This window comes from Desulfuromonas acetoxidans DSM 684, assembly GCF_000167355.1.
In the GTDB taxonomy this organism is placed as follows: Bacteria; Desulfobacterota; Desulfuromonadia; order Desulfuromonadales; family Desulfuromonadaceae; genus Desulfuromonas; species Desulfuromonas acetoxidans.
Genome location: NZ_AAEW02000013.1, coordinates 32,642 through 57,299, shown reverse-complemented (window position 1 = coordinate 57,299; position 24,658 = coordinate 32,642). Strand labels below are relative to the sequence as shown.

General features: G+C 52.7%; 21 protein-coding genes. 15 read left to right on the top strand and 6 right to left on the bottom strand.

Annotated features, from left to right (window positions below; translation table 11 throughout):
* The first annotated feature begins 2 nt into the window (after nt 1–2).
* Nucleotides 3–452 (top strand): 50S ribosomal protein L9, encoded by a 450-nt coding sequence (gene rplI / locus DACE_RS11505; RefSeq protein ID WP_006001400.1) that lies wholly within the window; start codon nt 3–5, stop codon nt 450–452.
* Between the two features lie 54 nt (nt 453–506).
* The gene (dnaB, locus tag DACE_RS11500; protein ID WP_006001398.1) at nt 507–1,874 is read left to right on the top strand and encodes a replicative DNA helicase; all 1,368 of its coding nucleotides are present in this window, start codon (nt 507–509) and stop codon (nt 1,872–1,874) included.
* Between the two features lie 114 nt (nt 1,875–1,988).
* On the opposite strand, the gene DACE_RS11495 is transcribed toward dnaB, so the two are convergent.
* From DACE_RS11495 to dusB, 3 genes are read right to left on the bottom strand one after another with little or no spacing between them, the layout of a single operon-like run.
* On the bottom strand, nt 1,989–3,428 hold the full coding sequence (locus DACE_RS11495) for a sigma-54-dependent transcriptional regulator (protein WP_006001396.1): 1,440 nt from the start codon (nt 3,426–3,428) through the stop codon (nt 1,989–1,991).
* Nucleotides 3,429–3,446: 18 nt separating this feature from the next.
* Nucleotides 3,447–4,562 (bottom strand): two-component system sensor histidine kinase NtrB, encoded by a 1,116-nt coding sequence (locus tag DACE_RS11490; protein WP_006001394.1) that lies wholly within the window; start codon nt 4,560–4,562, stop codon nt 3,447–3,449.
* Between the two features lie 2 nt (nt 4,563–4,564).
* Entirely contained in the window at nt 4,565–5,542 is a 978-nt protein-coding gene (dusB, locus tag DACE_RS11485) for a tRNA dihydrouridine synthase DusB (RefSeq protein WP_006001392.1), read from the bottom strand.
* Between the two features lie 265 nt (nt 5,543–5,807).
* On the opposite strand from dusB, the gene DACE_RS11480 reads away from it, so the two are divergent.
* From DACE_RS11480 to DACE_RS11470, 3 genes are all read left to right on the top strand, one after another.
* A complete protein-coding gene (locus tag DACE_RS11480; protein ID WP_006001391.1) occupies nt 5,808–7,121 on the top strand; it encodes a citrate (Si)-synthase in 1,314 nt (437 codons plus the stop codon).
* A gap of 134 nt (nt 7,122–7,255) precedes the next feature.
* Nucleotides 7,256–8,623 carry a sigma-54 interaction domain-containing protein gene (locus DACE_RS11475; protein ID WP_006001387.1) on the top strand — a complete coding sequence of 456 codons (1,368 nt, stop codon included), beginning with the start codon at nt 7,256–7,258 and terminating at the stop codon, nt 8,621–8,623.
* Between the two features lie 234 nt (nt 8,624–8,857).
* Nucleotides 8,858–10,096, top strand: coding sequence for an alginate export family protein (locus tag DACE_RS11470; protein ID WP_006001385.1), 1,239 nt, complete (start codon nt 8,858–8,860; stop codon nt 10,094–10,096).
* Here the strand turns inward: DACE_RS11470 and DACE_RS18850 are convergent.
* The gene (locus DACE_RS18850) at nt 10,093–10,227 is read right to left on the bottom strand and encodes a hypothetical protein (RefSeq protein ID WP_272940874.1); all 135 of its coding nucleotides are present in this window, start codon (nt 10,225–10,227) and stop codon (nt 10,093–10,095) included. The genes DACE_RS11470 and DACE_RS18850 overlap by 4 nt on opposite strands.
* Before the next feature lie 91 nt (nt 10,228–10,318).
* Between DACE_RS18850 and nrfH the strand changes: the two genes are divergently transcribed.
* The 7 genes from nrfH (at nt 10,319) to DACE_RS11435 (ending at nt 16,096) form a co-directional block, all read left to right on the top strand.
* Nucleotides 10,319–10,828 carry a cytochrome c nitrite reductase small subunit gene (nrfH, locus tag DACE_RS11465; RefSeq protein WP_155809109.1) on the top strand — a complete coding sequence of 170 codons (510 nt, stop codon included), beginning with the start codon at nt 10,319–10,321 and terminating at the stop codon, nt 10,826–10,828.
* A gap of 24 nt (nt 10,829–10,852) precedes the next feature.
* Nucleotides 10,853–12,355 carry an ammonia-forming cytochrome c nitrite reductase gene (gene nrfA / locus DACE_RS11460; RefSeq protein WP_006001382.1) on the top strand — a complete coding sequence of 501 codons (1,503 nt, stop codon included), beginning with the start codon at nt 10,853–10,855 and terminating at the stop codon, nt 12,353–12,355.
* 220 nt (nt 12,356–12,575) lie between these two features.
* Nucleotides 12,576–13,805 carry an ABC transporter substrate-binding protein gene (locus DACE_RS11455; RefSeq protein ID WP_006001380.1) on the top strand — a complete coding sequence of 410 codons (1,230 nt, stop codon included), beginning with the start codon at nt 12,576–12,578 and terminating at the stop codon, nt 13,803–13,805.
* Nucleotides 13,802–14,497: a GTP-binding protein gene (locus DACE_RS11450; RefSeq protein WP_006001379.1), complete on the top strand. Its 696-nt coding sequence runs from the start codon at nt 13,802–13,804 to the stop codon at nt 14,495–14,497. The genes DACE_RS11455 and DACE_RS11450 overlap by 4 nt, the downstream gene beginning before the upstream one ends.
* On the top strand, nt 14,494–15,492 hold the full coding sequence (locus tag DACE_RS11445; protein ID WP_006001376.1) for an ATP-binding cassette domain-containing protein: 999 nt from the start codon (nt 14,494–14,496) through the stop codon (nt 15,490–15,492). Before DACE_RS11450 ends, DACE_RS11445 begins: the two co-directional genes overlap by 4 nt.
* A 24-nt stretch (nt 15,493–15,516) precedes the next feature.
* Nucleotides 15,517–15,759 carry a hypothetical protein gene (locus tag DACE_RS11440; protein WP_006001374.1) on the top strand — a complete coding sequence of 81 codons (243 nt, stop codon included), beginning with the start codon at nt 15,517–15,519 and terminating at the stop codon, nt 15,757–15,759.
* Nucleotides 15,760–15,766: 7 nt separating this feature from the next.
* On the top strand, nt 15,767–16,096 hold the full coding sequence (locus DACE_RS11435; RefSeq protein ID WP_006001372.1) for a nitrous oxide-stimulated promoter family protein: 330 nt from the start codon (nt 15,767–15,769) through the stop codon (nt 16,094–16,096).
* A gap of 70 nt (nt 16,097–16,166) precedes the next feature.
* Here the strand turns inward: DACE_RS11435 and amrA are convergent, their stop codons facing one another.
* Nucleotides 16,167–16,721 (bottom strand): AmmeMemoRadiSam system protein A, encoded by a 555-nt coding sequence (gene amrA / locus DACE_RS11430; protein ID WP_006001370.1) that lies wholly within the window; start codon nt 16,719–16,721, stop codon nt 16,167–16,169.
* A gap of 260 nt (nt 16,722–16,981) precedes the next feature.
* On the opposite strand from amrA, the gene DACE_RS11425 reads away from it, so the two are divergent.
* Nucleotides 16,982–19,330, top strand: coding sequence for a multicopper oxidase domain-containing protein (locus tag DACE_RS11425; RefSeq protein WP_006001368.1), 2,349 nt, complete (start codon nt 16,982–16,984; stop codon nt 19,328–19,330).
* A 30-nt stretch (nt 19,331–19,360) separates the two neighbouring features.
* Complete coding sequence (locus tag DACE_RS11420; protein ID WP_006001366.1) at nt 19,361–21,400, top strand: ATP-binding protein; 2,040 nt, start codon at nt 19,361–19,363, stop codon at nt 21,398–21,400.
* Nucleotides 21,401–21,466: 66 nt separating this feature from the next.
* Here the strand turns inward: DACE_RS11420 and typA are convergent, their stop codons facing one another.
* Nucleotides 21,467–23,275 (bottom strand): translational GTPase TypA, encoded by a 1,809-nt coding sequence (gene typA, locus DACE_RS11415; RefSeq protein ID WP_006001364.1) that lies wholly within the window; start codon nt 23,273–23,275, stop codon nt 21,467–21,469.
* A 208-nt stretch (nt 23,276–23,483) separates the two neighbouring features.
* Between typA and DACE_RS11410 the strand changes: the two genes are divergently transcribed.
* Nucleotides 23,484–24,641 (top strand): M48 family metalloprotease, encoded by a 1,158-nt coding sequence (locus DACE_RS11410; protein ID WP_162013605.1) that lies wholly within the window; start codon nt 23,484–23,486, stop codon nt 24,639–24,641.
* Nucleotides 24,642–24,658 lie beyond the last annotated feature (17 nt).

The window sequence follows — 24,658 nt, the reverse complement described above, 5'->3', positions numbered from 1 at the left end:
CGATGGAAATCATTTTGACTGAAAGTATCGATGGGCTGGGTGAAATCGGCGAAATCGTAAATGTAAAGCCGGGCTATGCCCGTAATTATCTGTTGCCTAAAGGTTTCGCTGTTGTTGCGGATCAGGGCAATGTTAAGGAAGTTGAGCATCAGAAGCGTCAGCTCGAGCGTAAGGCTCTGAAAATTGCTAAGACATCTGAAGCGCTCAAGGCTAAAATTGAGGCAGCTGCCTGCGAATTTGAACTGCGTGCCAGTGAAGAGGGTAAGCTGTTCGGTTCAGTGACCAGCGCCGATATCGCTGCGAAGCTGGCTGAAGCCGATGTTGAAATTGATCGTAAAAAAATCCAACTGGATGAAGCGATTAAAGCACTGGGTGAGCAGACGGTTAATGTCAAGCTGCCCGGCAATGTCGTTGCAGAAATTAAAGTTACTGTTGTTGCTGCGGCTGAGTAATTTTCACGTGTCGGCAGCAGTCATTTATGGCTGCTGCCGACGGTGATGCCTTTTATGACTGAGATACCAGCTCACCGCTTACCGCCGCAGAATCTCGAAGCTGAGATGTCTGTGCTCGGCGGAATCCTACTTGAGAACGATGCGCTGAATAAGGCGCTGGAGTTGCTCATCCCTGATGATTTTTATCGCGAAAGTCATCGCCAGATTTTTCTTGCCCTGATTGCTCTTTCCGAACGCAACGAGCCCGCCGACTTGGTTACTTTGACGGCTGAACTCAAACAAAACGATCAATTGAATGCTGTTGGTGGCAGCAGTTATCTGGCATCGTTGGTCGATTATGTGCCGACAGCTGCCAATATCACCTATTACGCCAAGTTGATGAAGGAAAAGGCGGTTGCGCGCCACATGATCAATGTCGCGACTGAAATTGCATCGCGTGGTTACGAGGGGCAGGAGATGGATAAAACCCTCGACTGGGCTGAAAAGTCGATTTTTGAAATCTCCAGTATGAAAACACGTCCTTCCTATTTCTCGACCAAAGAGATTATGAAGGATACGTTCAAAGCGATCGAAAAGCTCTATGAGCGTAAAGAGCTAGTGACCGGGGTGCCGACGGGCTACACTGATTTGGATACCATGACGGCTGGTTTGCAGCCGGGTGACCTGGTGATTGTAGCGGGTCGTCCCTCCATGGGTAAAACCGCTTTTTGTCTCAACGTTGTCGAATATGCCGCCATGCATTCGAATAATCCGAGTGCTGCCCTGGTTTTTTCGCTGGAGATGGGCAAGGAGCAGTTGGTGCAACGGATGTTGTGCTCGGTGGCCCGTGTCGATGCCAGTCGTCTGCGTACCGGCCATCTTGGTGAGACGGATTGGCCCAAGTTGACCAATGGTGCCGGGCTGCTTTCCGAAGCGAAAATCTTCATTGACGATACCCCGGCAATTTCGGTTCTTGAGTTACGTTCCAAGGCGCGGCGACTTAAGGCGGAACATGATCTGGGAATCATTGTGATTGACTACCTGCAGTTGATGCAGGGGAGTAATCCGGAGAGCCGTCAGCAGGAGATTTCAGAGATCTCCCGCTCCCTTAAAGCGCTGGCCAAAGAACTCAATGTGCCGGTGATTGCGTTGTCTCAGCTGAATCGATCTCTGGAAAATCGTACGGACAAACGGCCGATCATGGCTGACCTGCGGGAATCCGGAGCGATTGAGCAGGATGCCGACGTTATTATGTTTGTCTATCGTGAATCGGTGTATTGCGAAGCGTGCCGACGACGCGATGGCAGTTGCGATAAGGGGCATGAACAGGATGCCGAAATTATTATTGGTAAGCAGCGTAATGGTCCGATCGGTACCGTCCATCTGACGTTCCGAGGTCAGTTTACCCGGTTTGAAAACCAAGCTAAGCGCGAAGAATTTTAACGCCCTGTCCTGAGGACAGGGCGTTTTTGTTTTTGGGTGGTATCGTGTTGATGGTTTGGGCGTGAGAGCGTTTGCTGTCTTCCCTTTTCGCTCTTCGTGCCCTGATCGGATAGCTTATTCGCCGCCTTTTTCCGGAATAATCCCCAATGTTTGGATTTTCTTACGCAGCGTGTTGCGATTGATACCGAGGATCTCGGCAGCGCGGACTTGATTTCCGCGTGTTTTGTCGAGAATAATGCGGATCAGAGGGCGCTCCATCTGGTGGAGAACCATCTCATACAGGTCGTTGATTTCGACGATGTCTTTCTTGGCCAGCGAGGTGCGCAGCTTGGTCTCAATTAATGACTCAAGGGAGTCGTTCTCTTCCTGGGCCGGAATATCTGTAGATTGTTGAGGAAAATCGCTGGCACGCAAAACCTGACCTTGGCTCAGCAGGCAGGCGCGTTGGATGGTGTTTTCCAGTTCGCGAATGTTGCCCGGCCACGGGTAACGAACCAGTTGTTCCATAGCTTTTTCGCTGCAGCTGCTGACCACAGAACCAAATTCATCGTTGGATTTGCGGATGAAGAAATCGACCAGTAGCGGGATGTCTTCCGCACGTTCGCGCAGAGGCGGCAGGCTGATCGGCAGAACATTGAGACGGTAGTAGAGATCTTCACGGAAGATTTTTTTCTCAACGCACTTTTCCAGATCTTGATTAGTTGCGGCAACGATCCGCACATCAATGTCAATAGCCTGATTGCCGCCGGTTCGGGTGATCTCTTTTTCCTGAATCACTCGCAACAGCTTGGCTTGAAGCTCCAGAGGCATGTCGCCGATTTCATCAAGGAAGATTGTGCCGCCGTTCGCCTGTTCAAACTTGCCGATTTTGCGTTCCGTTGCTCCGGTGAAGGCGCCTTTTTCAAAGCCGAATAATTCACTTTCGAGCAGTTCGTGAGGGATTGCGGCGCAGTTCAGGGCGACAAAGGGTTGGCCAACCCGTTTGCTGTTAAAGTGAACAGCCCGGGCAATGAGTTCCTTTCCGGTTCCGGACTCACCGGTGATCAAAACGGTGATGTCGGATGCGGATACTTTGCCGAGAAGCTTGTAGACCTCCTGCATCGGCTTACTGTTGCCTATAATGCTGCGTTCGGACTGATTCTGGTTTTTGATGGCGCTTTTCAGGCGCAGAACTTCAGCCTGGGTATTGGCGATCTTTTGTGCCTTGAGAATGATGCCGTCCAGTGCATCAAGGTCAAACGGCTTGGTGATGTAGTCGTAAGCGCCGCGCTTCATGGCTTCTACGGCATTTTTCATCGACGATTCAGCCGTCATCATAATCACGGAGAGACGCGGGAAGTTTTCATGCAGTTCGTCCAGCAGGTCCAGGCCCGAGACATCCGGCATTTTAATGTCGATAAGGGCCAGGTCGTAGTCATTTTCCTCCAGCAGTTTGCGGGCATTGGCTCCGCAATCGGCCAGGTCAACTTTGAGCCCCTGGCGGGTAAGAGCTTTGGAAAGGACCCAGCGGATGCTTTCTTCGTCGTCGACGACAAGAACACGTTCTAGTGCCATGGTTTTACTCCGTAAAGATCAACTCAATGAGGTGTTGTAGTCTCGTTTGAAGGGGAGGTAGATCCTGCAGCAGGTTCCTTCTCCCTCAATGCTGTCAAAATGAAGCAAGCCGTCATGGTCTGAGACGATCTTCTGGCTGATTGCCAGGCCGAGGCCGCTTCCGGTACTTTTTGTGGTGTAAAATGGGGTAAAGATCTTTTTCAGTAGCTCTTTACTGATGCCGCACCCGTTATCCGTCACTTTGACCACCACAAACGGCACCGGCGGTTGGCCTGGCCTAGTCAGGTGGTGTTGAGTATCGATGCGGGTGGAAATGGTAATGGTACCGCCGGGAACCGTTGCTTCAACAGCGTTTTTAATGATGTTTAGAAGCAAGCGCGTCAGCAGGGTCTGATCACCGGTAATTGGCGGAATCGTCGGATCGAGTTGCAAGTCAAACGTTTTGTCTTCCGCAGCTTCTGATTGCTGTTGTAAAAGAACGATCTCGCGGATGATCTTGGCCAGATTGACTTCACTGAGCACCTGAGAGCGCGGGGTGGTCAGATTCATCAGCTCTTCAATGATCTCGTTGATCCGGTCGGTTTCCTTGATCATCACCTGCATGTATTCGAGCAAATCGTCGCGCTTCGCCAGTTCCATCGTTAATAATTGCGCAGCGCCTTTGATGCCGCCCAGCGGATTTTTGATTTCATGGGCCAGGCCCGCTGCCAGTGTGCCGAGCATCACCAGGCGATCGGCACGTTGAACGTCTTGTTCCAGTTGGCGGACGTGGGATGCATCATGAAGTGACAGGATAACGCCTTCCTGCTTTCCGCTCTCGGTGAACAGAGGGCAAACCGTGGCACTGACCGGCAAGTCGGGTGCTGTCGGTCGACTGAGTTGAATGGTTTCCCGGTCGGAAATTGAGCGGCCTTCCTGCATGGAGGTGTTGACCAGATAGAGCAAACCCTCCTGGTCCTTGAACAGCGCTTCAATGTGTTGCCCTGTGGCTTGTCGGGCGGACATGCCGGTGAGGTTTTGAGCCGCCGGGTTGAGCAGGACGATCTTGTAATCAATGTCGATGACAATGATCGCTTCGGTCGTGCTGGCCAGAACGTTTTGCGCCAGTTGGTCTGGTGATGTGGTTAATGACACGCTCAGTTACTTTCTTGGTTGAAAAAAGAGATGCTTTGTTCTTTAACCTCGGTCAGTGTGGTACAGCGGTTGATTGCGGCCCTGAATTCTGAGGCCCCGTTAAGTCCGCGTGAGTACCAGCATAGATGTTTGCGCATATCAAGCAGGGTTTTTCTCTCGCCGTAGTAGCCCGCATACAAATTGAGATGACGCAGGGCTGTTTCAAGGCGTTGTTGCCGACTGGGTGGCGTAACCTCTTCGCCTGCCGCCCGTTGTACGATCGCGTTGAACAGCCAGGGGTTACCATAGCTGCCGCGACCGATCATGATCCCATCACAACCGGTTTGCTCCAGCATGGCAAAAGCGTCGTCGGCTGTTATGATATCGCCACTGCCGATAACCGGGATGGTCAGATGCTGTTTCAGTTGCCGAATGTGCTGCCAGTTCGAGTGGCCACCGAACCCCTGACAGCGGGTACGCGGATGGAGGATCACCGCATCGGCACCTTCGTCTTGGCAGATCTGACCGATGAGTTGAAAGTTGATGTCAGCAACAGTCCAGCCGGAGCGGATTTTAACCGTCAGCGGCAAGCTCGTGGCCTGACGCATGGCACATATGATTTTAGCCACTTTCTGCGGCTCTTGCATCAGGGCGCTGCCCGCCCCGGAACGGACCACTTTTTTAACCGGGCACCCCATATTAAGATCAATAAGTTCCCCATAACGGCTGGCAATGTGAGCTGCTTCAGCCAGTACCTCAGGATCGTCGCCGAATAATTGTACGGCAAAAGGGGTTTCAACCAGAGTCCGTTTCAGCAGTTCGAGGGTTCGCAAGCCGTCGCGGATCAGTCCATTGCCGCTGATCATTTCTGAATAGGTTAACGCAGCTCCTGATTCCATGACGATTTGGCGGTAAGGGGAGTTAGTGATCCCTGCCATCGGGGCAAGAATCAAATTGTTTTTCAGGGTTACCGCGCCGATTTTAAGTGTCGTAATGCTCATTATTTAGGCATTGTATCATGTGCTAAAATCGGAAGGGAACAAAAATGTCACCGCTCTCAGTAGAATACTGTATACAAAAACTCCTTGACGCTATATATTGAGTTTGCTAAAACTTCTAGACGAAATTGACGCAGATCAAGCTGTGCCTTTTTCATTGAGTTTTACTCCTCAAGCGGGTTGTCGGGGGACTCCTTCTTGAGGTTATGTAGTCGGTTGGTGGTAGAAATATCACCCTGTTTTCTATTCATTTTATAAGGAGAGAAACATGTCAACACTGAAGGAAGTATTGAAGCAAAAGATCGATGCTCACCGTCCTCGTACCACCCGTCTGGTCAAAGAGTGTGGTGATACGACTCTGGGCGAAGTAACTATCGCTCAAGCTATTGGCGGTGCCCGTGGCATTAAGTGCCTGGTTACCGATATCTCTTACCTCGACCCGATGGAAGGTATCCGCTTCCGTGGTATGACAATTCCTGAGACTTTCGCGGCTCTGCCCAAAGTTCCGGGTAGTGACTATCCTTATGTTGAGGGTTTCTGGTACCTGCTGCTGACCGGCGATGTTCCGACCATGGAGCAAACTCTGGAAGTTGTAGAAGACTGGAAGCAACGTTCCCAAGTTCCCGAATACGTCATCGACGTTCTGCGCGCTATGCCTCGCGATTCTCACCCGATGGCTATGTTCTCCGCAGCGATCGTTGCTATGCAACGTGATTCCGTATTCGCATCTAACTATGCTGCCGGTAAGTTCAACAAAATGACTTGCTGGGAAGATATGCTGGAAGACTCCAACGACCTGATGGCTAAACTGGGTCCCATCGCAGCATACATCTACCGCATGAAGTACAAAGGCGACACTCATATCGCTCCTGATCCTGAGCTGGATATGGGCGGTCAGTTCGCTCACCTGATCGGTCAGTGCGACGAGTACAAAGACGTTGCTCGTATGTACTTCATCCTGCACTCTGACCATGAGTCTGGTAACGTTTCCGCTCATACCACTCACTTGGTTGCTTCGGCTCTGTCTGACGCTTACTACTCCTATGCTGCTGGTATCAACGGTCTGGCTGGTCCTCTGCATGGTCTGGCTAACCAGGAAGTTCTCGCATGGACTCAAAACTTCATGGAGAAACTGGGCGGCAAGGTTCCGACCAAAGACGAGCTCAAAGCTGCTCTGTGGGATACGCTCAACAGCGGTCAAGTTATCCCGGGTTACGGTCACGCTGTTCTGCGTAAGACTGACCCCCGTTACACTTCTCAGCGCGAGTTCTGCTTGAACACTCCGGGTCTGAAGGAAGATCCTCTGTTCCAGCTGGTTGCTATGATCTACGAAGTAGCTCCGGACGTACTGCTCGAGCATGGTAAAGCGAAGAACCCCTGGCCTAACGTTGACGCTCAGTCTGGTGTTATCCAGTGGTACTACGGCCTTACTGAGTACGACTTCTACACTGTTCTGTTCGGTGTGGGTCGTGCACTGGGCTGCTTGGCCAACATCACTTGGGACCGTGCTCTGGGTTACGCTATCGAGCGTCCCAAGTCCGTTACCACTGCAATGCTCGAAGATGCCGCTGGCATCAAGTAATTGCGCTAAAAAAATTAATCCATTTATTGATTATGATTATGGGGTGCCCAACTGGGCACCCCTTTTTTATGCGTTGATTTTGTCCGCTCCACTAGGCTATGTTGTTACCAAATGGGAACATTGCAGGAGGGCGTATGGCTAAAGAAGTGACGTCGATCTATCAATCGATTGTTGAAGAGATGACAGAGGGTGTTGTTTTCCTCGATGCAGACGATGTCATCTGTATTTGCAATCCCGCAGCCGAAAGGATACGGCGGGTTAAGGCGGAGCGGATTATCGGACGTAGCATTTATTCACTGCATCCTGGACGGATGCACGACCGTATCCGCCAGTTGATCGAAAGCCTTAAGTCAGGCCGTATCTCCTCTGGTAGCCGCATTATTCACGCACAAAAGCGCTTTTTCTCCAATTCTTATACCGCGATCAAAGCCCCGGACGGCACTTATCTTGGGACGCTGTTGATTAGCCGTGATGTTACCGAAGAGAAACGTTTGCGTGAAGAAAACGAATCTCTCAGATCCCGCCAGTCTGATGAAAAAATGAAATGCCTGGTGGTTCACAGCGATGCTGCTCTGCGCGTCATGGATATGGCGGTTTCCCTTGGGCAAATCGATTCTACGGTTCTTGTGACCGGCGAGAACGGCACCGGCAAAGAATGCGTGGTGGAATTGCTCCATCAGAACAGTCCGCGACGCAACGGTCCACTGGTGAAAGTGAACTGTGCCGCTTTGCCTGACAACCTGATTGAGTCAGAACTGTTCGGTTTTGTTAAAGGAGCGTTCACTGGCGCGACGGAAAACCGTAAAGGGAAGTTTGAGCTGGCCAATGGCGGTACGTTGTTCCTTGATGAGGTCGGAGATCTTCCGCTGGCATCTCAAGCGAAGTTGTTACGGGTGTTGCAAGAGCGCAAGGTGCAACCCCTTGGTGGAAAATCAGAAGTTCTGATTGATGTGCGTATTGTCGCCGCAACCAATCATATTCTCAGTGACGATGTTGCCGGTGGCAAGTTTCGCGAAGACCTGTTTTATCGTCTCAACGTGATCCATATTGACGTACCACCGTTACGTGAGCGCCGCGAAGACATTGAGCCTCTGGCTGAAATGTTTCTCGACAAGTTTTCCACGCAGATGAATAAACCGGTCCGCCATCTGTCTACAGAGGCGTTGAATATTCTGCTTCATCATCACTTCCCAGGGAATATCCGTCAACTGGAACATGCCATGGAACGTGCTGTGGCCCTGAGTAGTGGTGAACTGATTCTTCCCGATGATCTGCCGCAGGACCTGCTGAGCGCTTCGGTGGTGACCACTGCGCAGCACACTATTCAAGGGGGATTGGCGCTTAAAGAGGCCGTTGATTTTTTTGAACGGGACTATATCGCAGCCGCCTTGAAACAATGTGACTATAAGAAATCGAAAACCGCAGAGCATTTAGGCATCTCCCGTAAAAGTTTATGGGAAAAGATTCAGCGCTACAATTTGACGGATGCCAGCGTTACTTAACGGTAACGCTGGCATCGCTATATCGTTACTTGCGGGTAACGCTTCCTCACTGAACCCCTTCGTTTGTCCCCCCTTCTATAAGACCGTGCATTGAAAACTCCTTTGTAAACAGATAGATACGCCCTTTTTCGTGCCTTGGCATAGTCGTTGTACTACACCAACACGAGGCCAGCGTCATGTGCGTTACGCGACGCTGATAACAAGAGCAACATGTTTGTGTGAAAAGGAGAAACTATGAAGAGGATGTTGATTCAAGGCGTTGTCGGCGCGATGCTGCTGTGTTTCATGACAGCAGGCTGGTCTGCCGCCGCCGTGCTCGACGATTTAACGGCTGCACTGAAAGCGGGCAAAGCCGATGTCGGTGTACTGACCAGCTTCGAGTACAAAAATCGCGATGATGCCACCAGCCCTGCCAAACAACTCAGTATTCGCACGCGGATCGGTTATCAGACCGGAGAGTTTCATCACGTCAGACTTTATGCACAATTTCATAACCTGACCAATGCCTGGGAAGAATTTCGCCATGCGGATGGGGGTGACTCTGACCGCGATTTGATTGCCGATCCCGATGGCAACCGTCTTTATAAAGCCTACTTTGATTATAGCGCACTGCCACAGACGACTGTCCGCCTGGGCCGTCAGGAGATCATCCTTGATGATGCCCGGTTACTGGGGAATATCGGCTGGCGTCTCAACGGTCAGTCGTTTGATGCCGTGACTGTAACCAATAAAAGTATCACTGATCTGACCTTGTTTGCCGGTTATGTCAATCAGGTCAATACCATTGCATTGACGCATGTCGATCTGGATCATTTCTATCTGATCAATGCCAACTATGCCGGTATCAAGAACCATCACGTTTCTGTGTATGGCTATCTGCTGGATACGGAAAGCAAGGCTGATTCCGCGCGGGACAGTGCCACCTATGGTGTACGCATTGTCGGGAAACCGTGCATTGTGAACTATGCGGTCGATTATACGCTGCAGACAGACTTTGCCGATGGTGAGGATCACGATGCCGACATGCTGAATCTGTATGTCGGTGCCACTGTCGCACCCGTCGATTTCGGCGTTGGTTACTCCTACATCTCCGGGCAGGATGGCGATGACCGTCCTTTCGATACCCTCTATAGCACCGCCCATAAATTCAACGGTTTTGCCGATCTGTTTCTGTCCACCAACGGTGGCGGTTTGACGCCAGGTCTGCAGGATTACTACGCCAGAATTGGCACATCATTTTTCGGCGTAAAGCTTAGTGTTATCTATCATTACTTCGATAGCTATGAAGACGATCACTTTGACGGCACCTACGGCGATGAAGTAGATGTCGTCGTAGTCAAGTCGATCAGCGACAACCTGAAATTACTGGTGAAATACGCTAACTTCATGCAGGACGAAGACGAAGGTAACGGCTTTGCCAATCCGGCCGTGGATACGGAAATCTTGACTGCTCGCCTGGAATATTCTTTCTAGCTGATCTGGCCACTGCGCCACTTCAGTGACGTAGTGGTCCTGCTCGGATAGGAGCCGATGGCGTAATGATCGATTCGGGAACTGTGGATAACGCTGCCGCCACAGCAGAAAGGATGAGACGGATGAAGCATTGGCCACCTGTTGAACCGAATCACGATTTTAAGCTTGGGAAACAGAAACGTCCCACGACCAAAAAGGCTGCTTATGAAAAATAGTAACGTTATGAGATATGTAGCAACCTGTTGTGTTGTGGCAGTGATCGGACTGTTTTTGTATATCGTCTTTGAATCCAAGATGCTGTCCTACCTTTCGGGAGATCCAAAGGTCTGCATCAACTGCCACACTATGAACACCCATTATGCGACTTGGCAGCACAGCTCTCATCGTGAGCAGGCCAGTTGCATCGACTGCCACCTGCCGCGTGATTCCTTTGCCAACAAGATGCTGGCAAAAGCTAAAGATGGTTTCAATCATTCTATGGCGATGACTTTGCGCACTTATGGCTACAACTTGCGGATCACGGATGATGCCGCCGAGAGGATACAGAACAACTGTATATCGTGCCACAGTGAAGCTGTATCACAGATGATGGAAAACAGTCAGTTGTACAGTCAGTTTGAAGAAGGTGTCCCCATGGGCCGGCGCTGTTGGGACTGCCATCGTATGGTCCCCCATGGACGTACTCGAAACCTGACAACAACCCAGCACAATTTAGGTGTGAAAGAACTTTAGAAAACTCAACTAGGAGATGAACTTATGAAGAGATCAACATTCGTGACAATTGCTTCTGTGGTGATCATGGTCCCGATGCTGTTGCTTGTGATCTCCATCAAGGAGAATAAAGCTGAGCAGCAAGCGATCAATGCTGTGCCTGAAATCAAGAAATTGGAACCAAAAAGTGCCGAGTGGGGCAAGTATTACCCACGCCAGTATGACTCCTATCTGGAGACGCGCAAGAGCGATGAAATCAAGGATGTGTTGAAGCAGGACCCCAATCTGGTCGTGCTGTGGGCCGGTTACGGCTTTTCGAAGGACTATAATGCGCCGCGTGGTCATTACTACATTTTGGAAGACAATATCAACACCTTGCGTACGGGTGCCCCCATCGATCAAAAGAGTGGGCCAATGCCAACAGCCTGTTGGACCTGTAAGTCACCGGATGTTCCGCGTCTGATCGAAGAGAAGGGTGAGCTTGACTTCTTTACGGGCAAGTGGGCTCGTTGGGGTAGTGAGATCGTAAACCCGATTGGCTGCGCAGACTGCCATGACAATGAAACTATGAAACTCACCGTGACGCGTGACTTTCTCAAGCGTGCGCTTGATGCTGAAGGGAGTGAGCCGTTTGCTGAGGCTAAGCATCAGGATATGCGTACCCTGGTGTGTGTGCAGTGCCATTCCGAGTATTACTTCAAGAAGACTCCGTGGACAGACCCGGCAGGTGAAGAACATACTGCTGGTGTTGTCACCTTCCCGTGGGATAACGGTCTTTCCGCCGAGGACATTGAGCAGTATTACGATGAGCGTGAGTTCGTCGACTGGACCCATAAACTGAGTAAGACGCCGATGCTCAAAGCACAGCACCCTGGATACGAAACCTTTAAAACCGGGATTCATGGCAAGAACAATCTGGCCTGTGCGGATTGCCATATGCCGTATGTTCGTGAGGGTGGCGTGAAGTACTCCAGTCATAAGATTGGTAGTCCCCTGGATGATATGCAGAACACCTGCCTCAATTGTCATGGTGAAAGTGAGCAGGAACTCAAGGACATTATTGCTCGTAAGCTGGAGCGCAAAAACGAGTTGGCCCATACCGCGACGGATATTTTGGCCAAGGCCCATCTTGAGGCAGCCAAGGCATGGGAGCTGGGTGCTACTGAAGCTGAGATGAAACCAGCTTTGACCGATATTCGTCATGGTCAATGGCGGTGGGATTTTGCAGTCGCTGCTCATGGTGGCTTCTTCCACGCACCGGAGGAAACTCTGCGTATTCTTGGTAGTGCCATCAATAAAGCACATGATGCACGTTTGAAGCTGCGGATCATTTTGGCGAAATATAGTGCTGCAGATTATCAGGCACCCGCCATTACCAGCAAGGAACAGGCCCAGGAGTTGATCGGCCTGCCAATGGAAAAACTGGTAAGTGATAAGAAGAAGTTCCTTGGCACTCTGCGTGAAGAGTGGAACAAGGAGGCGGCGACTAAGGGGATTTTTGACCCGAAAACTCGCGATATGGAATTCAAAACATCCTACAGTAAGTAAAGAACGCCGGAAGAACAGCGCCGCCCTGTTTGCCTCGTGCAGGCAGGGCGGTTGTCTCTGCCTGATCTGTTTATTCAGCCCTCGTTTTCCTGTTGTAATGCTGGATTACCTCCCTTTTTGACGCCGCAATAAAAAACCGTTAAAGTCATCTATAATTGATTTCTATCAATTCCCACTGCAGCAAGTTAAGGCATTATTGCTGAAACAACAGGAGGGAACAATGTTGATTCAACCACAGATGACCATCAAACAGATTATTGACACTTGGCCGCAGACACTGGATGTGTTTACCGCCAACGGCTTTGAGCAATTTGCTCAACCAGAGATGATCGATCGTGTCGGTCGCTTTCTCAAGCTGGAGTCGGCCCTGAGCCAAAAAGGCTACGATTGTGCGGCGTTTATCGCACTGTTGCAGGAACGTATTGACGCAGCCGACCAGCAGGCGGATATCACCCTGGTGGAGCGCCAACGCGACCACTACGATATTGATCTGGCCGGTCTGTTGCCGTGCCCGGTCCGTATGCCGTTACTCGAACTGGTGACCCGCGAGGTCGAGGCCTTTGAAGCGCAAACCGGCCTGCGGGTGCGCAGCCGCCTTGAGGCGGCGTCCGTTGGCGCCGACTGGATGGAAGAGCATATCCTTCAGGCTAAAAGCGTTGCCGAATTGCCTGACCTGTTTGTTTCCGCCGGTTTTGATGTGTTCTTCGACCCGCAGGGAATTGGCGGCTATTGCCGTGATGGGCTGTTCACCGCGCTGGAGTATCCAGCGGTCAATGCGGACTTTGACGGCTTGACCCTGGCCGATCCTCGGCACGCCTATTCAATGATTTCGGTGGTTCCGGCCGTCTTCATGGTCGATAAACAACAGTTGGGCGATCTGCCGGTGCCACGCACCTGGGCGGATATTCTTGACCCGATCTATGCCGGGAAGATCTCTTTGCCGGTGGGTGATTTTGATCTGTTCAATGCCATCCTGCTGACCCTTCACAAGGAGTTTGGCGACGAAGGTATTGAGCGGCTGGGTCGTTCCATGCTCAGCTCCCTGCATCCGGCGCAGATGGTCAAAACGGCATCGCGCCAGCAGGACGACAAGCCGCTGGTGACGATTTTGCCCTACTTCTTTACCCGCATGGCCACGCACGTGCCATCGGTCGAGATTGTTTGGCCCGAGGATGGTGCGATTATCAGCCCGATCTTCATGCTGGCTAAAAGTGAGCGCCTTGATGAACTTCGCCCCTTGGCTGATCTGCTCGCTGGCGAAGAAGTGGGGACGATTCTTGCGCAGAAAGGATTGTTCCCATCGCTGCACCCGCACGTCAAAAACAGCCTGCCCGAGGTTGTGCCATGGAAATGGCTGGGCTGGGATTATATCTATGAACAGGATATCGCCGGGCTGATCCGCCATGCTGAGGCGGTATTCAATCGGGCGGTGGGCGGAGGTGACGCATGAAATTTCTCACGGTTTCCGGACCGCCCTCATCGGGCAAAACAGCGGTGATCCTCCAGGCCATCGATGCGTTGAAACAGCGCGGTCACACCATCGGTGTGGTCAAGTTCGATTGCCTGGTCACCGAGGATGATCAGCTCTATGCGCGACGCGGTATTGCCGTGCGCAAAGGGATTTCCGGCGCGTTATGCCCGGATCATTATTTTGTCAGTAATGTCGAAGCCTGCATGAGCTGGGGCCAGGAGCAGGGGCTCGATCTGCTGATCAGTGAAAGCGCTGGTTTGTGCAACCGCTGCGCCCCGCATATTCAGGGGGTGACGGCCGTGTGTGTCATTGACAATCTCAGTGGTATCGGCACGCCGAAAAAAATCGGCCCCATGCTCAAAGCCGCGGATATCGTGGTGATCACCAAGGGCGATATTGTTTCTCAGGCCGAACGCGAAGTGTTTGCCTCGCGGGTGCGTCAGGTGAACCCCAAGGCGACCATCCTGCATGTCAATGGCATCACCGGCCAGGGCGCATTTGAGCTGTCGACTCTGCTGGTCAATGGCGAAGACCATGCCACGTTGACCGGTAAGAAGCTGCGCTTTTCCATGCCGTCGGCCCTGTGCTCCTATTGTCTGGGCGAGACACGCATCGGTGAACAACACCAGATGGGCAATGTGCGCAAAATGGATCTGGGAGGTGACGCATGACCCGCGATCAACTGCTTCATCGCCCCTTTGCCGAAGTGCTGGCACAGGCCGCGTACCTCCGTGACTTTTTTGATTCTTTTGCCCTGACTCTGCCCGCAACGGAGCAGAGCCTTGCCGACTATATTGCGGCATTGGCCAGCGAACAGCTCGAAGATCTCGGCCTGGATCGCGAGGCTTTTTGCCAGGCGCTGGTCAGCTACGTTGAAGGGATGGAAGGTTTGTCCTCGACTCAGGAGCAGGTGCAGTCGCTGACCATCAAAGGGGGCTTCAACAAACAGGGTGACGCGGAAAACTTTGAACTGGAGTTGAAACCCGGCCAAGTGGTGTGCATTGTCGGTCCGACCGGTTCTGGTAAAAGTCGTCTGCTGGCTGATATTGAATGGGTGGCGCAGGGCGACACACCGACCGGGCGCCAGATCTTGATCAATGGAGCCGTTCCTGATCCCACGTGGCGCTTTTCCACCGAGCATAAACTGGTTGCCCAGTTGTCGCAGAACATGAACTTTGTCATGGACCTGAGCGTTGAAGAGTTTATCCGCATCCATGCTGAGAGCCGCTTTGTTCCGGACAGCGCGACCAAGGTGAAGAAGATTATTGCCCAGGCCAATGAACTGGCCGGGGAACCTTTTGACGGCGACACGCCGATCACCTCGCTCAGCGGCGGACAGTCGCGGGCACTGATGATCGCCGACACGGCGATTCTCAGCCAGTCTCCCATTGTGCTGATCGACGAGATCGAAAATGCCGGGATTGATCGTAAAAAAGCCCTGGCGTTGCTGGTGCGTGAGGAGAAGATTGTCCTGATGGCAACCCATGACCCGATCCTGGCCCTGATGGGGCAGCGGCGGCTGGTGATCCGTCATGGCGGCGTGGCGCGGATCATTGACACCAGCGATGCCGAACGGGCCAATCTCAAGCAACTCGAACAACTGGATCAACAACTGATGGCGTTACGTCATCGGATTCGCCAGGGGGATACCCTGGACGTTCTTTAAAAAATTAACCAAGGAGATAACATCATGCATGATGGATGTAGTGCACATTTTAACAGCGGAATGGATGTCTTGAACAAAGTGCGCGCCATGGGCTTCAGCCCTCAGGCCATGCCCACAGCCGTGACGCTGACCTGTCAGGAGTGTCAGACGCCTTTTGAGATGACCACCTTTGAAGGCAAGTGCTCGCAGTGCGGGATGGTTTATGCGGTCACTCCCTGTCATGCCCATGATCCCAGCGCTATTCAGGCGGCGGGAATCGAGGTGTAATGCGGAGATGACTTCTGCGAAGCGGCTTGCCAAAGATGAAAAAGTGCTGCGTGTCTTCATTGCCACGTTTTGCCGACAGAATCATCTCAACGCAGGTGTCTCTGTTGCACGCGAAGATCAGGGCCGGCACTATTGCACTGAATGTGCTGAGTTGCTGGATTATGCGTTGCAACGCTTGCAGCGGTGTCCGCTCAATCCGAAACCGGCCTGCAAGGACTGCCCGGTCCATTGCTATCGTCCGCAAATGCGAGAGCGCATCCGCCAGGTGATGAAATTCAGTGGCATCCACTTTGTCAAACGGGGACGGCTGGATTGGTTGTGGCACGACTTCTTCTGATCAATGAAAAAGGGAAAACCGTGGCGGTTTTCCCTTTTTTGTTTTGAATCCGGTCAGCAGTCCCTGGCGATTAGTGCTCTTCGCCAAAAATCTGGGCGCTGAAGATGTAGATGTCGGTATCGCCATCCTGCCAGGCCTCCGGCGGCAGACCGGCTTTGAGGCAGGTCTGGCTGAGAAAGGTGGTGCGATCCCAGCGGTTTTCCGTCGCCACCTGTGGCAACAGGACTCCGCGGTAATGACTTTTTTCCATGTAAATGCCGTGCTTACCCACCTCAATGTCGTCCGGGGTGGCGATTTTTACCAGTGGAGACAGGACTGAAATCTGCAGTGAGAAATTGTCCAGATCCTCCTCTTTCATGGGGTAAAAACGCGGGTCGTTACTCGATGAGGCAACGGCCATTTGTGAAACTTCTTTGAAGAGCGGAATTTCCGATTGGAAATTGCCGATGCAACCGCGTAGGTTGCCGTCCTGTTTGATGGTGACAAAGCAGCCGCGCTTGATGTTCAGGCGTCGTTCTTCCCGTGGCACGACACAGACCTCCGAATGGCGCACATGGCTGACGATGGCTGTTCGAGCGATATCAAGAAGAATCGCCTGCTCCTTGGTGCTGAGTAACTCTTCCACGCCTCCCCCTGTGTCTGACCAGCGTCGACCGATTGCTTGATCGGCGAGTCAAAGAATATGTTGACTGCATGCCCCTTGGTTTTACCGATAACTTGCCGGGATAGTATCAAAAATGCTACTTGGCGTCCAGTATCGTATCGCCCCATTTTGCGAGGACTGTTTTGTGGTTCGAGTGTTTGCTGCAGGGATGGTTGTGAAAGTGTCTAAAGCTGTTAATGTGAAATGAAAGTTATTGTTTCCAAACCAGAAAGGAGAATTTGATGCGCCTAGGGATAGCTCTGATTCTGGCGGCGATGTTCGGGCCTCTCGTCGTGGCTCCGGCTCGTGGTGCTACGGTAGAATATTCCTTGACGATTTCACGCCAAGCCGTGACTCTCGATGGCGTGACTGCTGATGCGATGACCGTCAATGGGGGGATTCCCGGACCGGTTCTGACCTTTAACGAAGGCGATCATGCTCGCATTCATGTCCGTAATGAGATGTCTGTGCCGACCTCAATCCATTGGCATGGGATCTTATTGCCGCCGGGAATGGATGGGGTTCCCAACATCAGTTTTCCGGCCATTGCTCCGGGAACGACATTTACCTATGAGTTTGATATCCGTCAAAAGGGTACCTACTGGTATCACTCACACAGTGCATTGCAGGAGCAGCGGGGCGTCTATGGTGCGATTGTGATCCATCCACGCCAACAGCAGCACCGGTATGAATCCGTGGTGCTGTTCTCCGACTGGACTCATGAAGACCCACATGCCGTTCTACGAACCCTGAAGCGTGGCAGTGAATGGTATGCCGTTGCCAAGGGCAAGGGACAGAGCTTATTTGGTGCCGCTCGCGTTGGTCGCCTGGGCGATTTTTTCACGCGCGAACTGCAGCGCATGCCGCCGATGGATATTGCCGATGTCGCCTATGATCGCTTTTTGGCCAATGGTCAACCGGCGACTCTGATTCCTGAAGCGGCAGGGCATCGGTATCGTTTGCGGTTGGTGAACGGTTCGGCGACATCGTTTTTTTATGTGGAATCCGCAACCGGAACCATGACGATTGTTGCTGCGGATGGCCAGGATGTCCAGCCGGTTTCCGTGGCCCGTCTGTTGATCGGTGTGGCTGAGACATACGATGTGCTGGTCGATGTGCCGCAGTTGGGGGCTTATGAGTTGCGGGCGACGGCACATGACGGCTCAGCCTATGCCTCAGTTTGGCTTGGGCGAGGTGAACATCATGCGGCTGCCGCGGTGGCTGACCCGGATGTCTACCGTGCCATGGGCGGGTTGTCTTTTGCCAAGATTTTTGCCTGGACCCCATCCGGAAGCATGGGCATGCCGGACCGTGCTGTTTTGCGTGGTGCGTTTGATGCGCCCGGGATGGCCGGAATGGCCGGGATGGGCGAAATGGACACTATGCCGGCTATGGGGATGTCACAGAATAGGACTGGCATGGACGCAGACGCCACGATGTCAGCGAACGAAATGAAAAAAGGTCCTATGGAGATGCCGGCCATGGCCATGCTGTCAGCCACGAAGGACCATGCTCAACCCGCATCGGCAGCAGGGCGGATTGGCAACCGTTTTGCTGGCAATTATTACCCCATGGCAGCTGATGTTTCATCGGCTGCGACTCTGGCTGTGGACGGCATATCGGCGCAACGCCCGGCGCCGCCCTATAAAAAACTTCAGGCCCCGCAATCGACCGCGTTTGCCATCGATCGTCCTCATCGCGATATTCGCCTGACTCTGGATGGTGATATGCAACGCTACGTGTGGTTGCTCAATAACCGGCCGTTGTCCGCCGGTGATGATATCCGTATCCGTCAGGGTGAAGTGGTGCGTTTCATGATGGTCAATCGCACCATGATGTACCATCCCATGCACCTGCACGGCCATTTTTTTCGCGTCATCAATGGCCAAGGGGACCGCTCACCGCTCAAGCATACGGTGATTGTCGAACCGATGAGTACGACGGTGATCGAATTTGATGCCAATGAGGTTGGCGACTGGTTTTTCCATTGTCACCTGCTCTACCACATGGAGAGCGGCATGGCGCGCATGGTCCATTATGAAAACTTTGCGTTGCCGGAAAACCTTCAGGGGCTGCGACAACGTCTTTATCATGACCCATGGTATGCTTGGGCCGATGTCGATGTTCTCAGCCAGATGACTGAAGGGAACCTGACGCTGACCAATACCTTCAATACCCTGACGGCAGATTGGGAAGTGGGTTGGGGCAAGGTGGGAGAGACGGAATGGGAGGGGGAGGTGCTTTATCGGCGTTACATCAATCGCTTCTTGTCGCTACTGGCTGGAGCCAATCTTTCCGGCTATAATGATACTCTGGATAAGACGCGCGGTGTTGCCGGAGCCGAATATCTGCTGCCGATGAATTTGACAACCCGGCTGTGGCTGGACAGTGATGGTGGTGGCCGGGTGCTGTTCGACAAAGAGCTGGAATTAACGCCACGCCTTTCGGCGTTCGGTGAAGCGGAATATGACAGCCGCGAGAAATGGAGCGGTCAAACAGGATTGAGCTATCTTGTGACCAAAGCACTGTCCGCGAAGGTGCAATGGCATTCGGACCACGGTTGGGGCGGTGGTGTGCAGATGCGGTTTTAACGGGGGCCTCTTCGTCGGGTTGGAGAATTCATGAAACGATGGTTGGTGTGGATCATTGCAGGATGGTGTGTTCTGGTTGTGTCCGTTGCTACGTCTACCGCAGCCGCGGCAACGGCGGTGGACTCCTTAATGACACCTTTGACCGATGAGGAAAAAGCCTGGCTGGCCGAACATCCGACAATCCTTCTCGCACCGGATCCCGATTTTGCTCCGGTGGAATTTTTTGACCGTCAGGGTGTTTATCGTGGTATCGCAGCTGATTTTATAGCGGTGCTTGAGCGGCGATTGGGGATTCATTTCCAGCGGGTGCAGAAGGACAACTGGCCGCAGATTCTTGACGGTATTCGCAACCAGCAATTGGATATGCTCGGTGCTGTGGTACAGACGCCGCAGCGCAACGAATATCTGCACTTTACCGAGCCCTTTCTGCAGTTTCCTGGGGTCATTGTCGCCCATAAATCCGTGACACAAACCTATACTCTGGCTGATCTGCGCGGCAAAACCGTTGCACTGGTCGAGGGCTATACTGGACATGAACTGCTGTCGCGCGATTATCCCGAGATTATGCTTGATGTGGTGCCGGATACGGCCACCGGCTTGCGAAAAGTCGCTTTTGGGCGAGTTGATGTGTTTGTCGGCAATCTCGGAACGGCAGCCTATGCCTTGGAGAGAGAGGGCATTACCAACCTGCATGTGGTCGGCGAAACCGGAGAAATTTACCGGTGGGCTTTTGCTGTGCGTAAAGACTGGCCGCAATTGCGCTCCATCCTGCAAAAAGCTCTTGATACGATTGATGCGCAGCAGCGCCAGTCCTTGATCCGCTCCTGGGTTCAGCCACTGCCCCAGCAGCACCCGATCAGCCGCCGGATGTGGTTGATTCTGGCCGCTCTGGTGATCGGCGCACTGGTTGTTATGGTCTGGGTGTTTGCCTGGAACCGCCTGCTCAAACGCCAGGTCCAGCAGCGCACCGCCCAATTGCAACGTGCTCTGTTTGAAGCCGAGATCAGCCGCGACAATGTGGATGCCATTCTCAAGTCCGTGGCTGACGGCCTGATCGTCGCCAATCGGGATAATCGGGTCATTTTGATGAATCGCGCCGCGGAACAGTTATTGGGAACCAGCCTTGATCAATCCTATCTGCAGGCCATCGATACGGTGCTGGCGTCTCCGGAATCGAGTCGCTATCTGTCGCGGGTTTTTGAGCAGGGGGATGATTGCGGCGCTGTGGAATGGGTGGTGGAAGGGGTTGGCGAACAACAGGGGCGTACCATTCAGGCGCGGACTGCTGTGGTGCAAGCTCAGCACGGCAACCGCAGCCGTACCATCACCATTGTTCGCGATGTCACCCGCGAGCGAGAGCTTGACCGGATGAAAAATGAATTTATCAGCACTGCAGCCCATGAGTTGCGTACACCGTTGACCGCAGTGATGGGCTACACCGAGTTGTTGCTCCATCCGGAAGAATTCAATGTGATTGAACCCAAAGAACAGAATCGGGTGTTGACAACCATTTATGAAAAAGCCTGTCGCCTCGAAGGGATTGTTGCTGATCTGCTTGATTTAAGCCGTGTTCACTCCGGGTGTTTAATTGCGTTGTCACGGGCCTCGTGTGATATTAACAGCCTGTTGTGCCGTGCCGTGGGGGGCTATCAATACCGTCAGGATTTTACCGTGGCCCTCGAACTCGACAGCGAGGAGGTTGTGCTGTGGGCGGATGAAAAAAAACTTGAGCAGGTGATGGATAATCTGCTCAGCAATGCCGTGAAGTTTTCATCGGAGTCGTGCCAGGTTTTTGTTCGTGGTCACCGTGACGATGATGTCTATGTCATCGAGGTTGAGGACCATGGCATCGGCATGACGCCGAAGCAGGTGGAACGGGTTTTTGATAAATTTTATCGGGTGGATTCCTCAGATACCGCGCCTGGTGGCTTGGGGCTGGGGATGTCGATCGTCAAGAATATTGTCGAGGCCCACAGCGGGACGATTGAGGTTCAGAGTGTGCCGGGGCAGGGAACGTGTATCACGGTGCGTCTGCCTATTGAGCCAATTGGCGCGATAGGGTGTTCGTAGAGTGTGACGAAATAAAGGCCGCATAAAACAACGGGCAGCTTCGTGAAAAGCTGCCCGTTGTTGTGTTTATTTCTTTTTTTCGGACTTTTTCCGCTCGTTAGCGTCGAGGATTTTCTTTCTCAGTCGGATCGATTCCGGCGTGACTTCCACCAACTCATCGTCGGCAATGTATTCCAGTGCCTGCTCCAGACTGAGAATATTCGGCGGTGTCAGACGAATGGCGTCGTCACTGCCTGATGCCCGGACATTGGTGAGCTTCTTACCTTTATTGGCATTGACCACCAGGTCGTTTTCCTTGGCGTGTTGGCCGATGATCATGCCCTCATACACCTTGGTTCCCGGGGCAACAAACAAAATACCGCGATCCTGCAGATTGAACAGAGAGTAGGCGACTGTTTCACCTGCATCCATGGCAATCAGGACACCGTTTTTGCGGCTGTCGATCTCCCCTTTGTAGGGAGCGTATTCGACAAAGCTGTGAGACATGGTGCCAGTGCCGCGGGTATCGGTCATAAATTCAGTACGGAAACCGATCAGACCGCGAGCCGGGATGTTGAATTCGAGGCGGTTGGTGCCGTCCATCTGCTTCATAGAGGCCAACTCAGCCTTGCGGCGACCGAGTTTTTCAATGACCGTTCCCTGAAATTCCTCGGGGACGTCAATGCACAGGTACTCGATAGGTTCGAGACGTTGGCCGTTCTCCTCTTTGAAGATAACTTCAGGTTTGGACACGGCCAGTTCAAAGCCTTCACGACGCATGTTTTCAATCAGAATTGACAGGTGCAGTTCACCACGACCGGAAACCTTGAAGGTATCGGTATTGTCGGTTTCTTCGACGCGCAGAGAGACGTTAGTGCGCAGCTCTTTCTGCAAACGCTCGAAGATATTGCGCGAGGTCACGTACTTGCCCTCGTTGCCGGCAAAGGGGGAGCTGTTGACGATAAAGTTCATCGACAGAGTCGGCTCATCGATGTTGACGTAAGGCAGGGGCTGCGGATCGTCGACACAGGCCAGAGATTCGCTGATGCTGATCTCTTCAAACCCGGCGATGGTGACAATGTCACCGGCGCTGGCTTGCTCGATGCTGACCTGTTGCAGACCCTGGTAGCCGATCAGCTTCGAAATTCGGCCCCGCTTGATGTTGCCGTCTTTGTCAATGCGAGCGACCGTATCGCCCTCCTTGATGCTGCCGTTGAAAATTTTACCGGTGGCAATGCGGCCGATATAATCATTGTAGTCGATGCTGGTGACCAGAAACTGGAACGGCGCATCCGGGTTGCCTTCCGGGGCGGGAACGTTTTGCTTGATGGTGTCAAACAACGGCTCCAGATCCATATTGTCATCACCCGGCTCAAAACGGGCATAACCGCTTTTGGCGCTGGCATAAACAATGGGGAACTCCAGTTGTTCTTCATTGGCGTCGAGTTCGCAGAACAGATCGAATACCATATCCACCACCTCTTCCGGGCGGGCACCAGGACGGTCGATCTTGTTGATAACGACGATCGGCTTGAGGCCGAGGTCGAGTGATTTTTTCAGAACAAAACGGGTTTGCGGCATGGGGCCGTCAAACGCATCGACCAGTAGCAGAACCGAGTCGACCATCTTTAACACCCGCTCTACTTCGCCGCCGAAGTCGGCGTGGCCCGGGGTGTCGACGACATTGATTTTGACGCCGTTATGTTCAATACACAGGTTTTTTGAAAGAATGGTGATGCCACGCTCTTTTTCAAGATCGTTGCTGTCCATGATCCTTTCGGTAATGACCTGATTGGAGCGAAAGACTCCCGATTGATGAAGCATGGCATCGACCAGGGTTGTTTTTCCGTGGTCGACGTGGGCAATAATAGCGATGTTTCTGATCTCGGCGCTCATGCGGTGTATCTCCTTAAACGGCGTAAATAGGCAAAACCGCGCCACAATACACCAAGCATAGCTGCAATACCATTAAAAAATGGTTTCAACCGTGTAAGATTGGCGGTTGCAGGGGCCCGATCAGCACATTAAACTACCCGTTCACCGATAAAACTCAATACCTTGTGAGGACCCTATGGTTAAACGTTTCGTTGTGTGGATGTTCGTCATGTTTACTGTAACAGCGTGTCTTCCCCAAACCCTGCCACATCCCTGGCAGAAAAAAAACGTCACAACAGTGGTGCAGGTCAAACGTGCCGGGGCGGATGCGGCACGCTATCTGGTTCAGAAGCATGGTGGCCGGTTAAACGATGAAACGATTCAAAATTATCTCGACAGTTTGGTTCGTCGTCTGGCGACCTATGAGGGCTACCGGAACCAGGACTGGCAGGTGCTGGTGGTCAATGATCCAGCCTGTGACCTGCTGGCGGTTCCGGGGCAGACCGTGTTGGTCTACCGTGGTTTTCTTGCTGCGGTAGACTCAGAGCAAGAACTGGCCGCTGCGCTGGGGCATGCAATGGCACATCTTGCTCTCGACCATCTGGCGCGTAGCGCCACTGAAGAGGCTTTTGAGCAGCCGATCACAACCACGGCTGGTAACGACAGCACGGTGATTCGTGGTCAGCAACTGGCGGATTATATGTTACAGCACCATTATTCATTCGAAGAGGAGACACAGGCGCAGGCTCTCTGGCAGCAGCAGGTTGGCCCAATGGGACAGGCTGCTGTTTTAAGTGCCGCACTTTGCCGTGACGGCTGGATAGAGCGCCACCCCAATGGCAGTGCTACCGTGTTGCCGGTTTTGCCTCCCCCGCCAGAGCCATTGTCTGCTGTTTCCTTTGATGACATGCACAATGTGCTCATGGCGCTGGTGCCGGGTTATGTCGTCTTTGAGCAGGGGGTGGAACAGGAACGTCTGGATCATTTTCCCCAGGCCATAGGCCTGTATCTGCAGGCAGCGACCCAGTCTCCGGATCAGAGTCAGATTCTCACTGGATTGGGGTTGGCCTATCTTAAAGTTGGTGAGCTGAACAGCGCCAAACATCATTTGCAGCGCGCTGTGCGCCTGGATGGGGGCTATTACCGCAGTCGTCTGGGGTTGGGGTATGTTGCACTGCAACTTGAGCAGTTTGGGCTGGCTGAAAAAGAGTTGCGTGCAAGCCAGGCGCTTTTGCCGACCGTGCAGGGCAGTTATCTGTTGGCGGAACTGTATCAACGCCAGGGCGATTGGCAACAAGCTGAACCGCTGTTTCAACAAGTTGTCGATGGCGATCCCCATGGCCGATTGGGCAAGGCCGCACGTCGGGCCTTGCAGCAGCGTCAATAAGGCGATTAGCGCATCGC